General features: G+C 59.8%; 9 protein-coding genes. 5 read left to right on the forward strand and 4 right to left on the reverse strand.

Features of this window, described 5'->3' with window-relative positions:
* Positions 1-24 precede the first annotated feature (24 nt).
* The 3 genes from WG219_00370 (at position 25) to WG219_00380 (ending at position 4,252) form a co-directional block, all read left to right on the forward strand.
* Positions 25-1,422 (forward strand): VOC family protein, encoded by a 1,398-nt coding sequence (locus tag WG219_00370; GenBank protein WXL25982.1) that lies wholly within the window; start codon positions 25-27, stop codon positions 1,420-1,422.
* 118 nt (positions 1,423-1,540) lie between these two features.
* Positions 1,541-3,226, forward strand: a complete 1,686-nt coding sequence (locus tag WG219_00375) for a thiamine pyrophosphate-binding protein (protein WXL25983.1) — start codon at positions 1,541-1,543, stop codon at positions 3,224-3,226.
* A 171-nt stretch (positions 3,227-3,397) separates the two neighbouring features.
* Positions 3,398-4,252: a DMT family transporter gene (locus tag WG219_00380; protein ID WXL25984.1), complete on the forward strand. Its 855-nt coding sequence runs from the start codon at positions 3,398-3,400 to the stop codon at positions 4,250-4,252.
* 66 nt (positions 4,253-4,318) lie between these two features.
* Here the strand turns inward: WG219_00380 and WG219_00385 are convergent, their stop codons facing one another.
* The 4 genes from WG219_00385 to WG219_00400 are packed head-to-tail and all read right to left on the reverse strand — an operon-like array spanning position 4,319 to position 8,934.
* Positions 4,319-4,633: an isochorismate lyase gene (locus WG219_00385; GenBank protein WXL25985.1), complete on the reverse strand. Its 315-nt coding sequence runs from the start codon at positions 4,631-4,633 to the stop codon at positions 4,319-4,321.
* A gap of 26 nt (positions 4,634-4,659) precedes the next feature.
* Entirely contained in the window at positions 4,660-5,856 is a 1,197-nt protein-coding gene (locus WG219_00390; GenBank protein WXL25986.1) for a histidine decarboxylase, read from the reverse strand.
* A gap of 45 nt (positions 5,857-5,901) precedes the next feature.
* Positions 5,902-7,728 carry a (2,3-dihydroxybenzoyl)adenylate synthase gene (locus WG219_00395; protein WXL25987.1) on the reverse strand — a complete coding sequence of 609 codons (1,827 nt, stop codon included), beginning with the start codon at positions 7,726-7,728 and terminating at the stop codon, positions 5,902-5,904.
* Between the two features lie 27 nt (positions 7,729-7,755).
* On the reverse strand, positions 7,756-8,934 hold the full coding sequence (locus WG219_00400; GenBank protein ID WXL25988.1) for an isochorismate synthase MenF: 1,179 nt from the start codon (positions 8,932-8,934) through the stop codon (positions 7,756-7,758).
* A 118-nt stretch (positions 8,935-9,052) separates the two neighbouring features.
* On the opposite strand from WG219_00400, the gene WG219_00405 reads away from it, so the two are divergent.
* Complete coding sequence (locus tag WG219_00405; protein WXL25989.1) at positions 9,053-13,426, forward strand: amino acid adenylation domain-containing protein; 4,374 nt, start codon at positions 9,053-9,055, stop codon at positions 13,424-13,426.
* The gene (gene basC / locus WG219_00410) at positions 13,426-14,748 is read left to right on the forward strand and encodes a putative histamine N-monooxygenase (protein WXL25990.1); all 1,323 of its coding nucleotides are present in this window, start codon (positions 13,426-13,428) and stop codon (positions 14,746-14,748) included. Before WG219_00405 ends, basC begins: the two co-directional genes overlap by 1 nt.
* The last annotated feature ends 91 nt before the right edge of the window (positions 14,749-14,839 follow it).

Raw genomic sequence — 14,839 nt, forward strand, 5'->3', positions numbered from 1 at the left:
TCGTATCAAGGAGATATTCAGATCATGGCCACTCAGGGGTTTGTTGACCCATCCGACATTCGAGCGCAGTTCTCCCGTGTAATGTCCGAGATGTACAAAACCGAGGTGCCGTTGTACGGCGATCTGATGGAGCTTGTGGCCGACGTTAACCGTCAGGCGATGGCTGATCACCCTGAGATCGAAGAGCACCTGCGTCGCACCGGCGAGCTGAGCCGCCTCGATATGGAGCGCCACGGCGCTATCCGTGTGGGTACTGCTGAAGAGCTGTGCACCATCCGCCGCCTGTTTGCCGTAATGGGAATGAGCCCGGTCGGCTACTACGACCTGACTCCGGCAGGTGTACCGGTGCACTCCACCGCATTCCGTGCGGTGCATGAAGATGCCCTGCAAGTCAGCCCGTTCCGGGTGTTCACCTCGCTGCTGCGTCTGGAGCTGATCGACAACGTAGAGCTGCGTGAACTGGCTGCGCAGATTTTGGCCAAGCGCAACATTTTTACTGACCGGGTCCGAGAGCTGATCACCCAGTTTGAGTCCCAAGGTGGCCTCAATCAGGACGATGCGGATGAGTTCGTCAAAGAAGCCCTGGAAACCTTCCGCTGGCACACCGAAGCCACGGTGACCAACGCGCAATATCAGCAATTGCACGACCAGCATCGCCTTATTGCCGACGTGGTGGCATTCAAAGGCCCGCACATCAACCACCTGACGCCTCGTACACTGGACATTGATGAGGTGCAAAGCGGCATGCTCGGCCGTGGCATCACGCCTAAAGCGATTGTGGAAGGCCCACCCCGCCGTAAGTGCCCGATCCTGCTGCGTCAGACCAGTTTTAAAGCGCTTCAGGAGAGCGTTCGCTTTGTGGGTGAAGCAAGCGTCAACGGTAGCCATACCGCTCGTTTCGGTGAGATCGAACAACGCGGCACGGCGCTGACCCCTAAAGGCCGCGCGCTGTACGATGAGCTGCTCAATGCTGCCCGTGATGAACTGGGCGAGTTCCCGAATGAGGAAAACGCCGTTCGTTACTACGAACTGTTGCAGAAGCACTTCCAGCGCTTCCCGGACAGCTACGAGGTGATGCACGACGAACAGCTGGCCTACTTCCGTTATTTCGCCACCGAGAAGGGTGTTAAGGCTGTTCAGGATCAGGATCGTCCACGCACGTTGCAAGCCCTTATCCAAGCGGGCCACATCGAGTTCGAACCGCTGGTGTATGAAGACTTCCTGCCTGTCAGCGCCGCAGGCATCTTCCAGTCCAACCTGGGTGACAACGCGCAGGCGCACTACGCGCTGAGCTCCAACCAAGTGGATTTCCATGCGGCACTGGGCAGCACGGTCCTCAATGAGCTGGATCTCTACGCCACAACCCAGCAACGCTCCCTGCAGGAATGCGGCAAGGCGCTGCAACTCCCTGAGCTGGCGTAACGCTACGGATCAGCGGTTGCTGAGCAGTGCCTGCGGCCCAACCACAGGCACTGTATAGGCGCCGCCGAGCCGGGCCCACACGAGCTGCCTTCCATCCTTTGCATCGGAGTATTGATCCATGAACCAGACACTTAGACGTCGGACGGGTGGTGAGATTCTGGTCGACGCTTTACGCATCAATGGCGTTGAGCGTGCGTTCTGCGTACCCGGAGAAAGCTATCTCGCAGTGCTGGATGCGCTGTACGACGTGCAGGATGAAATCGAGCTTGTTGTGTGTCGGCAGGAGGGTGGCGCTGCCTACATGGCGGAGGCTTACGGCAAGCTGACCGGTAAACCCGGTATCTGTTTTGTCACCCGTGGTCCGGGGGCGACCAACGCGTCAGTGGGCGTGCACACGGCCTATCAGGATTCCACGCCGATGATCCTCTTTGTTGGCCAGGTCGCGCGGGATCAGCGTGATCGGGAGGCGTTTCAGGAGATCGACTACCGGGCCATGTTTTCCCCCATGGCCAAGTGGGTGGTGCAGGTGGATGATGCCCGGCGTTTGCCTGAGCTGATTAGCCAGGCCTTCCACCGAGCCGTCAACGGCCGACCAGGGCCGGTTGTAGTGGCACTGCCGGAGGACATGCTGACCGATGTGGTCGAAGTCAACGATGCAGGCCCCGTGCAGCGGTTTGAGCCCCATGCCAATGGCAAAGAGCTGGAGTCGCTGGCGCACATGCTGGATGAGGCCGAGCGCCCGCTCCTGATCCTCGGTGGCGGTGGCTGGAATGAGCAAGCTGTTAGCCATATGGCCCAGTTCGTTGAGGCGCAAGACCTGCCGGTGGCGGCCTCATTCCGTTGTCAGGATCTGTTCGATAACCGTCACCCCAACTATGCCGGTGATCTGGGCTTCGCCGCTGGCCCTGCACTGGTGCAAGCGATGAAAAATGCTGACCTGCTTTTGGTGGTTGGCGCCCGTCTGGGTGAGGTTTCAACGTGTGGCTATACCACGGTGGAGATTCCAACCCCGCGGCAAAAGATTGTGCATGTACACCTGGGTATTGAAGAGCTGGGCCGTGTCTACCAACCGACCGTCGGCATCAACAGCAGCATGCCGAGCTTTGCCCTGAAAGCATCAGCCCTGCCGCGCATGAACAAGGCCCGTAATCCTGGCTGGCGAGCAGAGCTGAACAAAAAATATCGTGAAAACTTGGCCATCACCCGCTCTCCGGGGGATGTGCAAATGGCTGAAATCATCAGTTGGCTCAATCAGCAGCTGCCGGAAGACGCCATCTTGACCAATGGTGCCGGTAACTATGCGATCTGGTTGCAGCGCTTTTACCAGTACCGCAAGTTCCGCACGCAGCTTGGCCCCACCAACGGTTCCATGGGCTACGGTGTGCCGGCTGCGATTGCGGCAAAACTCACCCACCCAGAGCGTCAGGTGATTGCCTTTGCCGGTGATGGCTGCTTCCTCATGAACGGCCAGGAAATTGCGACAGCCGCTCACTATGGCGCCAACGTGATCTTCATCGTGGTCAATAACGGTATGTACGGCACCATCCGCATGCATCAGGAGCGCAATTTCCCAGGGCGTGTGTGCGGCACGGCCCTGCACAACCCGGACTTTGCCGCCCTCGGCCGTGCATACGGACTGCATGCTGAAACCGTGGAACGCACCGAGGACTTTGCCCCCGCGTTTGCCCGCTGCGCTAACGCAGGTAGCCCGGCTCTGATTGAAATTCGGGTGGCGCAGGACGCCATCACGCCGCGTCAGTCCTTGCAGCAGATACGGGACGAGTCACTGCAAAAACAGTCCTGAATCGACATCAGCCAGAGGCATTGGCACGCGCCTCGCTATGGATGCGCAATGCCTCTGGCTGCAACCCAATCCATCCATAACGGCAAGCAGCCGCCCGCAGATCGTTCAGTGTCAGCCTCAGACAGACATGTCAACTGATCCCGCCGCGCTGGCTTTTTAGCGGGAGATCCCATGCAATTATCCGGCGCAGTAACCTGTGCAGCCCTTGGCATACTCTGGGGGCTGACCTATCTCTTTCTGGGCATGTCATCCCACCTGATCAGCCCTTTGCAGTCGACCTTTATGCGGGTTTTGTTCGGCTTCATTCCCGTGTGCATCTTTGCCCTGTGCACGGGAGCTTTGCGTTGGTCACATTTGCGCCACCTGCCGCATTTTTTGATGATGGCCCTGTTGGGCACGTCGTTGTACTACTTCGCGCTGGCCACAGGCACGTCCTTGTTGCCGACCAGCATTGCAGGCGTACTCAACGGCTCCATACCGTTGTTTGCGTTCATATTGGGCTGGCTGTTCTTGCGTGATGAATCCATGAGCGGGTTGAAGGTGCTCGGGGTGTTATTGGGGTTCGTCGGCATTCTGCTGATCGCAAAACCCTGGACTGCCGACCAGGCACTAAACCTAGAAGGGATCGCCTACTTGCTCTCTGCATCGCTGTGCATGGCGGTTTCATTTGTCTATGCCAAACGCTTTGTAACGCCGCTGGCATTACCCGCCGTGGCATTGACCACCTACCAAATGGCCCTGGCATTGCTGGTGCTGGCATTTATCACGCCTTTGCAGGGTATTGAAGCGGTCTTTCAGGAGACCCAAGCCTGGGTCAGCCTGGTATTGGGCCTGGGGATGATGTGCTCAGGCGTGGCCTACATCACCTACATCCCCCCCGTGGTGGCATTGGTGATCGGTGGCATGCAAGGCGAGCCGATAGACGCCAGTGTGATGGGCGCCATATTGCTGATTCTCCTAGGCGTTGGCTGCGTACAGGTTTCCAGCCAGGTGAAGAAGCCAAGGGCGGCGGCCACTTCGGCATAAGCATGGCTGACGCTGGCCAGTGGCTCCATATGGGGCGACTGGCCGAGGTTCAGACTGTTTTTGCGCTCAATCCTTACCGTGCATCTCCCGCCAGTACAGGATCTGCTGCTGGATGTTCCAGTAGATGATGTGTTCGTACAGGGTTTTGATGAAGTCCTCATCGAAACCCGCGTCTATCGCCCATTGACGGCGTTCCTCGAGCATGACGGCAACGCGCTCGGGGGCTGGGATGGATTCTTCTGTGGGTTTGAATTGCGCGGCGGCTAGCACGTAGCGCAGGCGCTCTTGTAGGGCTTGGAAAATTTCCCGGTCGTAGTGGTCGATACCCACCCGTACATCTTCCAGGCTGGTGACGTCTTCAGGGTTTTTCAATGTGGTCATGGCATTTACCTATGTGAATTGGGGATTTATGCAGCTGAATCTGGGCGTGTGTTGCTGCAGGAGGTGTTCCATTCGTTGTGATATGGGCGGTTTGAGCTGCGCTTGCGGTCTGCAATCACGGCATCAATCAGTGTGTCGATAAGGTCGGGTTTACGATGATGGGGTGTGGTGATCAGGTGCGCCTCATTGCCTGAGGTGGCGAGGCCGAAGGCTTTCGCAATGGCTTGCGAAGGGCGTGGAAAGACCACGGTGATGGAGTTGTCATGTCGCCAGGCGGCAATGCCGGCTTGTTGCATGCGGGCTACGGCGTATTGGGCCATGTTCAGGCAGTGCTGGACGCGCTCACGCCACTGCGCTTGGGTCTGGCTGCGCAGGGCTGTCCACATCATTAGCGGGGTGTGGCCGTTACGCGAGCCGCTGATGGTTTTGTCCTGAGCGGCGATGTAATCCACTTCGACGGAAATCCGCTCCACATTGCTGCGCCGTGCCACGACGATGCCGCAGGGAATCGGTGAGCCGATCATCTTGTGTCCGGATACGCAGATCGAGTCGATGCCATCGGCAAAGCTGTACGGCTGCGGCGCCTCCACAAATGGCAGAATCATCCCGCTCAGCGCAGCATCGGCATGCAGGTAATAGTCCTGCCGGGCAATGCCCGCCTGAGCCAGACGCTGCTGGATGATCGCGATGTTATCCACAGCGCCGCGCATGGTGGTGCCGATGTTGGCAAAGAGGATGGGGTGGCGTTCCTGATTGGCGCTGATTTTCAGCATCAGGTCGTCGTAATCCATCTCGCCATTGGCCTGGGATTTCACCGCCTGGCTCTTGATACGCAGCAGTCGCACGATCTTGGCCACTGAGTAATGCGTGTCGCGGGAGTAATACAGGGTGCCCGAGGGGAACAACTCCCGGGCCAGGTAGCAGCCGAACATATTGCCTTCGGTGCCGCCATTGGTGACGTAGCCCCAGCTCTCCGCCAGGGGTATCTGATACAGCTCGGCGAAGTAGGCCATTACTTCTTTCTCGAACGGGAACGAGTTGAGCAGGTAATTGCTCGGGTCGTTCCAGTCGCCGCAGTTATTCACTGAGAAGCGCAGAAAACGTTCCAGTTGCGAGTAGTCGAAATCTGCTGATTCCGGGTAGCCGATGTTGAAGTACTGATGCTGCACGCAGTAGCGCCAGAAGTTATCCAGCTTGTCCTGGTCGCTGGTGGAAAGGGCCATCTTAACTCCGTTTACAGTGATGAGGGTGACTGAGGTCGGCGGCACTCAGGCCGCCAGTTGTCGGGCTTCCACCAGGTTTCGCCACTGCTCCAGCGTGGGGTTTTTCGCCAGTTCTTCAAACGTCACCAGAATGCCCTTGGCTTTCAGCTCGGCGGCCAGGTTCATTACCTGCAACGAGTCCAACCCGTAGAAGATGAGGTTTTCCGCCGGGTCGAGTTCGTCAGCGTCTTCCACCAACTGGCGCACACGGCTGTCCAGCCAGTCGCGGGTGGTTTGCACCGCCAGCAGGGTGCGCAGGTGCTTTTTGTCGATTTTTCCGACGGCGGTGAGGGGCATCTCGTCGATCAGGCGGATGCGGTCCGGCAGCTTGTATTCAGCAATCCCCAGTTCCATCAGATGACGACGCAGTGCCGGGGCTTTGAGGGCTGGATTGCGCGAGACGACGAACGCGCAGCTCTTTTCGCCCAAACGCTCATCTGGCATGGCCACCAGTGCGGCGTGGCTGACCTCGGGATGGCGCACGAGCAGGTGCTCGACTTCTTCCGAGGCAACCTTCTCGCCGCCGCGGTTGATCTGGTCTTTCACGCGACCGACCACGCGCAAGTAGCCGTCTGGACTGCGCTGCACCAGATCACCGGATAGGTAGAACCCCTCTTCGTCGAAGGCTTTGCGGTTCTGTTCAGGGCTGTTGTAGTAACCGCAGAAGGTGTACGGGCCGCGTGTGGCCAGCATGCCGGTGACACCATCAGGTACAGGCTGGCCGTCTTCGTCGATGACTTTGATTTCGTCATCGGCACAAATCGGGCAACCCTGCGTGGTGAAGATGCGTTCTTCGCTGTCGTCCAGGCGGGTGTAGTTGATCAAGCCTTCGGCCATGCCGAACACCTGCTGCAAGCGACAGCCCAGTTCATGCGGCACACGGCGCGCCAAGGCTTCGGCAAAGCTGGCGCCGCCGACCTCTAGAACATCCAGCGAATTAAGCGACTCGCGGTCCGTGGCGGCCGCCTCCAACCACAGCACCACGGCACTGGGCACCAGCGCAGCGACATTGACGCCGTGGCGGGCGATCAGTGGGAAGCACACGTGTGGGTCGGGGCTGCTGGCCATCACCACGCAACCGCCAGCGTTGAAGACACCGAGGGCGCCGGGGGAGCTGAGGACAAAGTTGTGTGCCGCAGGCACCGCGCAAAGGAAGCGAGTTTGCGCATTCAGCGCACAGACTTCAGCGCAGGTGCGGGCGTTGTAGTGATAGTCATCGTGAGTTCGCGGAATCAGCTTGGGCGTACCGGTACTGCCGCCGGACAGTTGGAACAGCGCTACTTGATCCGGTGCGGTCGGTGAATAGCTGGCGCGTTCTTGGGGTGGTGTGTGCAGCCAGTCGCTCAGGCTCTCGCCGAGGTCGCCAGCACCCAACATCAATACCACGTCAGGCCGATGTTGCAGGCTGCTCAGCCATTTTTCGTCTCGGAATACTTCATGTTCATGGGAGGCCACCAGCAGGCGTGGGCGAATCTGTTCGGCGTAGCTGCTGAGTTCCAGTTGGCGATGGTTGTACAGCGCATTAAGCGGCACGATCCCAGCTTTTAGCAGCGCAAACAGCACAATGTAGAACTCGGCCACGTTGGGTAGCTGAACCAATGCCGTGTCGCCCTTACCCAGCCCTTTTACCGCCAGCCGAGCGGCCAGGTTGGTGGAAAGGCGGTCAAGGTCGGCATAGCTGAACGTGCGCTCTTGGCAGAGGATGGCCGGAGCGTCCGGCTGAGTATGGGCGTGGCTTTCGAGGATGTGCGTCAGCGGTTGATTGATCCAGTAGCCCTTGTCCCGATAGCGCTGAGCCCGGTCTTGCGGCCAGTGGGTGAATTGGATGGTCATGTCAGTCCTTGAGCGGTGTGGTTGCAATCAATGGGACAGGCCGCAGGCACGCAACATGGTGCCGAGCTTGGTCTGAACTTCGTTCCATTCGGTTTCAGGGTGAGAGGCTTCGACGATCCCGGCACCGGCAAACAGGCGCACGCAGTTGCGGCGGATCGTGCCGCAGCGGATGGTCACCACCCACTCGCCGTTACCTTCGGCATCGCACCAGCCCACCATGCCGGTGAACAGGCCGCGCTCGAACGGCTCGATAAAGCGGATCAGGTGGCGCGCCCGCTCTGTCGGGTAGCCGCAAACAGCAGGTGTCGGGTGCAGGCGACAAGCCAGTTGTAGGGCTGATGCTGAAGCATCCAGCAACTGCGCTTCGATGCGCGTGGACAGGTGCCACAGCGCTGCCGTGCTGATTAGCGAGGGGCGCTCCGGCACCTCCAGGTGGCTGCACAGCCCTTCAAGCCGTGCCGTGATGTCCTCAATCACCAGGCTGTGCTCGTAGTGATCCTTCTCCGAGTCGGCCAGCCAGTCGGCATTGCGCTGGTCTTCAACGGGATCGGCACAGCGTTTGGCCGAACCGGCCAGCGGGTTCGAAATCAACTGAGCGCCTTGCTTACGCACCAGCAATTCCGGGCTCACGCCGATCAGCGTGGTGCCGTCCGCCTGTGGCACGCAGAAGTGATAACCGGAGGGATTTTGCAGGCGCAGTTTGTGTTGCATGGCCGCTACATCGACATCCCTGTCGAAGGTCAGCTCACGCTGCACGGAAAGCACCGCCTTGCGCACATCGCTGTGCTGAAAGTTGACGATGGCGTGTTCCACCGCGCGTTTGAATGCACCCTCATCGGGAATGTTGCGCTGCTCAAGCAACTGCGGCATGGCGTCGCTGGTGGTGCTGCTGTGGGGTTGATTGAGGGTTTGCCACTGCGCCTGTTCAGGGACGTAAAGGCAGGAGGCCTGCGTAGTATCAAAGGGGATCGCACCGACCACTATCGGGTTTTTTTGCCCGCTTTTCTGTGCACGTTCCAGTGCGTTTTCGATGGTTTTCAAGAAGTGGCTTTCGGCCAAATGACCACCGCTGGCCGGTGTGTCTATGCGCTGCAACGAACCCTGGGTAAGAAGTTCGCGATCGCCCGAATTAAATGAAAAATCGCGGTAATAGCCGTCATTTTCCTGTTCGTTCGATCCATATACCGGCTGTGTAGCCGTTCTCATGGGACATGCCTCCATGGCGGGTGAGAGAAAAATGAGAAAACACTTGAAATATAATGATTCTCATTTGTAATACTAAAGAACGGGAAACAGACGGACTTGTCAACCAGGCCATGGAGTCATGAAAGAACTTACGACGATGCAGGCCGCTTGTTGGATGGGCCGTGAAGGACACGCCGCATTGGGGGGTGTATCCGCCCACCTGTATGCGGAATTTGAGAACGACGTGGCGGATGTCGGCCGCCTGCGCCAAGCGCTGCACCGGCTCTACGAGCTGCACCCGATGTTGCGGATGCAGGTCACTGCGCAAGGCACGCAGCGGATCACTCCGCAGCTCCCTGAAGTACCGCTGGAGATTGAGGATCTGCGCAGCGCCAGTGCCGATGAGGTGCAGCAGCGGCTGGCGCAGATACGCCAACACTGGACCCACCAAAAGCTCGATCTGGCTCGGGGCCAAGCTGCACGCTGGTGCCTGAGCATGCTCCCTGGTGAGCGCTGCCGGCTGCATGTGGACACCGACATGGTGGCCATCGACCCATCCAGCTTTCGCGTGATGATCGAAGACCTAGCGCGCCTCTGCGAAGACCCGGATGCGCCGCTGGTGCCCACCGCGAATTACTTCGACTGGCTCGACAAGGTGCGCAGCGACAGCGAGCTCAAAGCCGCACGCGACGCGGGTAGACAGTGGTGGCGTGAACGCCTCGCTCAGGTCGCTCCGGCGCCATCCTTGCCGCTGAATCAGGCTATCAGCGGTCCCCGCAGTGAGCGTTACAGTGCATGGCTGTCGGCCCCACGGCGTCAGGCCTTGCAGCAGCTGGCTCGCCAACAGCGACTGAGCCTGTCGCAACTGATGCTGGGGCTGTTTGCCTGTGTATTGGCGGGTATGACTGGCGACCGGGCCTTTCGCTTGAATGTGCCGAGCTTCTGGCGTGCCCCGCTGGTGCCGGAGGTGGAACGCATCGTCGGTGAATTCGCCAATGTGCTGATCCTCGATGTCGATCTGGATCAGGCGCAATCGCTGGCAGAACTGTGCCAGCAACTCGCCGCCAACCTGCTTGAGTTGCTGCAGCACAGTGCCTACTCCGGGGTCAGCGTCATGCGTGATCTGTCGCGCTTTAGCGGCACGGCGCAGCTGGCTCCGGTGGTCTTCACCGCCGCACTGGATTTACCCACAGGCGAGCTCTTCTCAGAGCGCGTCAAACAGCAGCTCGGCGCGTTGAGCTGGGTGGTGTCGCAAGGCCCGCAGGTGGCGCTGGATGCGCAGTTGGCCTGCGCAGACGGCGGCATTCTGATCAACTGGGATGTGCGTCTTGATGCCCTGCCACAACCTTGGGTCAATAACCTGTTCGATGCTTTTGTGGCCTTGGTCAGCGAGGTCGCAGACGATCCGGAGCGGCTCAATCAGCCCCTGCCTGCGGCGCCAGTGCGCACACCACTCAACACGCTGCAACAGGCTTACCTGTTTGGCCGCAGCGAGCAGATGGCGCTGGGCGGCGTGGCCATGCAGGAGTTTCGTGAATACCGCGGCCCGATTGATCCCGAGCTGTTGCAGCAACGCCTGACTGCACTGGTGAAGCGTCATGACAGCCTGCGTACACGCATTGATGCCGCACAGCGCGAGCAGTACGTCAGCGCTGAAGTGCAGGTCAATTTTGATCAAATTGATTTACGTGAACTGACTCCAGCGGCAGCCCGCACGCGGGTCGATGAGCTACGGGATGAATATGCCCATGGCTTGTTCCACCTCTCCCGCTCGCCTTGGAATGTCACCCTGTTTCGCATGCCCGGCACTGAGCAGGTCGTCTTTGTGCGCTTTGATGCGCTAATCCTCGATGGCCGTTCCATTGCTGCGTTGCTGGTTGAGTTGTTTGAAGGTCGGGCGCCAGAGGTGCCTGCGCCCTCCGTTGAGACTGCTCCAGTAGACAGTAACCTCGCCCGTAAAGCCGATGCGGCCTACTGGAAAGCCAAACTGGCCGATGTGACCGGTGCGCCTCGACTGCCCTGGAAAATGCCGCTGGAGCAAATGGGCGCAGCCCGTTTTGCCCGGCAGAGCCTGCGGGTGACCAAGCAGGTATTCAACACCGCGTGTCGAGCCGGGGCAAAGCAACGCCTGTTCAAAAACTCCACCCTAATGGCCGTGCTGCTGGACGTGCTTTCCCATTGGCTGGATGAAGGCGATCTGTGCGTCGCCGTGCCAGTTGCGGTGCCCAGCGCCGGTGCCTTTGCCAACCGCTCCACCTTTATCGCGGTGAACTGGCAGGTGCATCAGGCTAGCTTTGCAGAGCGTGCTGCCACCCTGCAGAGCGATGTGCTGGAAGGGCTGGAGCATCTGGCCTTCTCCGGTGTCGATTTGGGCCGCACGTTGTTCGAAAGCAATGGCCCAGGGCCGGTGTTGCCGGTGGTGATTACCAACGGTTTTTCCTGGCCTCACGTCTCCGCTGAAAGCCCGATGAAGCTGTATGGCGGCCTGACCCAGACGCCGCAGGTGGCGATGGATATCCGCTTTTGTGCCGATGCGAATGGCGACCTGCTGATCGACATTGACTACGTGCGACAGGCGCTGGATGCCGGAGTGATTGCTGATCTGCTTGCCGCATTCGAACAGGCCTTGCAGCAACTGGCCAATTCCACTGCCTTTGATCTGCACAGTGCGGCGTTTATCGACCGCCGCCACTATCGCTTGAACAGTTCGCCCCATGAGGCCAGCAGCGAGCCGTTTCTCAGCCGCATTGCCGCCAATCTGTTTGACCCTGAAAACCATCGCACGGCGCTGATCAGTGGCGGCCAACGCCTCAGTTACGCACAACTGGGTTCGTCGGTAGCGCGGGTTATGGCGGCGTTCGAGGCGCGTGGATTGTCGCGTGGCAGCGTGGTCGCGGTGTGCCTGCCGCGCAGTCCGGAGCACACCCAGATCACCCTGGCGTGTGCCTTGAGCGGGATTATCTGGGTGCCGGTGGATGCCTGCGCGCCGCAGGAGCGGCGTGAATACCTGCTGCAAAACTGCAACCCAGATCTGGTGGTGCTGCGTGAGGGCGAGCAGGTTGTTCAGCCGTTTGCACACACGACAGAGTTGCTGGCGCAACCTGCACCCATTCCGCCGCTGGAGCATTTGCATGCGTTGTCGCTGAGTGAGGACGCGGCCTACTACCTGTACACCTCCGGCACCACTGGGCGGCCCAAATGCGTGGTGCTGAACAACCGCGCCACCGCCAATGTAATCGGCAGCACTCTTAGCAACTGGGGCGTCACGGCGGACGATGTATTTATCTCCGTCACGCCGCTGCACCACGATATGTCGGTGTTCGATGTGTTCGGCAGCCTGAGCGCCGGGGCCACGCTGGTGCTGCCCGGTGTCGGCGAGGAGAAGGACGCGGTGCGCTGGAACCAGTTGGTGACCGAGCACGGCGTCACGCTCTGGTGCTCGGTTCCGGCGATTTTGGAAATGCTCCTGGCCTGCCGTTCTGGCAATAGCCTGAGCAGCCTGCGCCTGATCGCTCAAGGCGGTGATTACATCAAGCCAGCGGTCATCAGCGAACTGCGCCAATTGCTGCCCCGTGCTCGCCTAATATCACTGGGTGGGCCGACCGAGACCACGATCTGGAGCATCTGGCACGAGATCACAAGCGATGATCGTGATGGAATCCCCTACGGCCATCCCCTGCCCGGCAATCGCTATCTGCTGCTGGATGAGCGGGGTGAGCACTGCCCGGCAGGAGTGGTGGGTCGCATTCATACGGCTGGGGTGAATCTGGCGCTGGGCTATCTGGATCAAGGCCAATTGCTGCAAACCGACTTCATTCCGGTCGAGGATGAGCACGGCCAGCCGGTGCGGGCATTCCGCACCGGGGACTGTGGTTATTACCGCGCCGATGGAACGCTGATTTTTGCCCGTCGGGTTAATGGTTATGTGAAGGTGCGCGGCGTGCGGGTATCCCTGCCGGATGTGGAAATGGCCCTGCTCGGCCACCCCGCATTACAGCATGCGCTGGTGGTGGATTACGGCGATCAGCACAACGGTGATACCTGCCTCGGCGCCCTGTACGTCTGCCGCGAGCCGGTGACTCAGGCGCAGCTGCGCGAGCATGCCCGCCACTGTCTGGCGCAGTCCCATGTGCCGTCGCGGTTTGTCGTGGTGGATGCTCTGCCGCTGACCGCCAACGGCAAGCCCGACCGTAACCGCGCCCGGCAGTTGCTCAGCGCGCCGCCAGCAGCTGAGCCGGTAACGCCAAAGCCGATACAGGCGGACGCTGGTCTACAGCCCAGCCAAGTGTTGGATATCTACCTCAGTGTGCTGGGTCAGCCGCCAGGCGCACGTCCACAAGAATCGACCGATTTTGTCAGCCTGGGTTTACGCCCCAGTCATCTGAAAGCCATTTCGGCGCGTTTGCGCGAGGTTCTTTCGGTCGATGTTTCACCCGCGCAGCTGCTGCGTTGGCGCAACGCACAAGACGCCGAAACCTACTTACAGCAATACCTTGGGAATCAAATCGGATGATGAATCAACCCACTGTGGATATCGCCGGTGTTGGCGTTGGCCCTTTCAACCTGGGGCTGTCGGCGCTGTTATCGAGGCATGCGGATATCAAGGCGGTGTTCCTTGAGCGGCGGCCGGAGTTCCACTGGCACGAAGGCTTGCTGCTGCCGGGCACGACCTTGCAAGTGCCCTTCCTCGCTGACTTGGTGACGATGGCCGACCCGACCCATCCGCTGAGTTACCTCAACTACCTGCATCATCACGACCGGCTGTACCAGTTCTGTTACTACGACACCTTCATGGTCCCGCGCCGTGAATACGACCACTACTGCCGCTGGGCGGTGGAGCAATTACCCGCCTGCCATTTCGGCGAGGAAGTCACGGATGTCGAGTACGACGCAGGCGGTGCGCGCTTTCTGATTCGCAGCCAGTCGGTTTCCGGCCTCACCCGCGAGTACAGCAGCCGTGATCTGGTGGTTGGTGTGGGCACGGTACCGAAGCTGCCTGCCTGGGCCACTGTGCGTACCCAGGCGCCGATACTGCATGCCGCACAGTTTGCCCATCATCGCCAGCAACTGGCCCAGTGCAAACGGGTGGTGGTGGTCGGCTCCGGGCAGAGCGCTGCTGAGTGTGTGCTGTCGCTGCTCAATGAGCTGACGCCGGAGCGCGTCGATGCCGGGGCATCACTGGTGTGGATCACCCGCGCGGTGGGCTTCCACCCTATGGAGTTCTCCAAACTGGGGCAGGAGTGTTTTACCCCGGCTTACATGGATTACTTCCACAGCATTCCCCGTGAGCGTCGCCGCGAGATCGTGGCGGGCCAGGGTTTGCTCTACAAGGGCATCAGTTTCAGCACCATCGCCGATGTGTTTGATCAGATGTACGAGCGCTCCATTGGTGGGCGTGATCCGGGGCTGACGTTGCTGTCCAATTGCGAAGTGGAGCGCATGCAGAGCGTCAGCGAGCAAGGCCCGCTGCGCTTGGGTTTCCGTCACCGGGAGTTGGATCAGTACGGTGAGCTGGAGGCGTATGCAGTGGTCGCGGCCACCGGTTATGAGCACGTCTGGCCTGCCTGGCTTGAGCGCTTTAAGGGTTCGCTGCTGGAGGTGGATGATCACGGCGACTTTATCGTCGATGAGCATTTCTGCGCCCGCCGTTGTGATGGCGGCGCGGGGCGAATTTTTGTGCAGAATGCTGAGATCTTTCAGCACGGGGTCGGCTCGCCGGATCTCTGTGTGGCGGCCATTCGCAACATCAACATCATCAACCAGCTGCTGGGCCGCGATCATTACCGCATTCCTAAGCAGTCCTCCTTCCAGCGTTACGGCATGCCGTTGAGCTGAAAAAAAGCCCCTTAGCGGTTTCGCTAAGGGGCTACTCAGCTAATGCCGGGCATTTTGTTTAGCGATTAAACGCGCTGTCACGTCTGAAACA

Origin of the sequence: Pseudomonas mendocina (assembly GCA_037482215.1) — a bacterium.
GTDB lineage: Bacteria > Pseudomonadota > Gammaproteobacteria > Pseudomonadales > Pseudomonadaceae > Aquipseudomonas > Aquipseudomonas mendocina_E.

Excerpts from the sequence above, each read along its gene's own strand:
- WG219_00370 (WXL25982.1), top strand. The coding sequence starts at position 25 with ATGGCCACTCAGGGGTTTGTTGACCCATCCGACATTCGAGCGCAGTTC.
- WG219_00375 (WXL25983.1), top strand. The coding sequence starts at position 1,541 with ATGAACCAGACACTTAGACGTCGGACGGGTGGTGAGATTCTGGTCGAC.
- WG219_00380 (WXL25984.1), top strand. The coding sequence starts at position 3,398 with ATGCAATTATCCGGCGCAGTAACCTGTGCAGCCCTTGGCATACTCTGG.
- WG219_00385 (WXL25985.1), bottom strand. The coding sequence starts at position 4,633 with ATGACCACATTGAAAAACCCTGAAGACGTCACCAGCCTGGAAGATGTA.
- WG219_00390 (WXL25986.1), bottom strand. The coding sequence starts at position 5,856 with ATGGCCCTTTCCACCAGCGACCAGGACAAGCTGGATAACTTCTGGCGC.
- WG219_00395 (WXL25987.1), bottom strand. The coding sequence starts at position 7,728 with ATGACCATCCAATTCACCCACTGGCCGCAAGACCGGGCTCAGCGCTAT.
- WG219_00400 (WXL25988.1), bottom strand. The coding sequence starts at position 8,934 with ATGAGAACGGCTACACAGCCGGTATATGGATCGAACGAACAGGAAAAT.
- WG219_00405 (WXL25989.1), top strand. The coding sequence starts at position 9,053 with ATGAAAGAACTTACGACGATGCAGGCCGCTTGTTGGATGGGCCGTGAA.
- basC (WXL25990.1), top strand. The coding sequence starts at position 13,426 with ATGAATCAACCCACTGTGGATATCGCCGGTGTTGGCGTTGGCCCTTTC.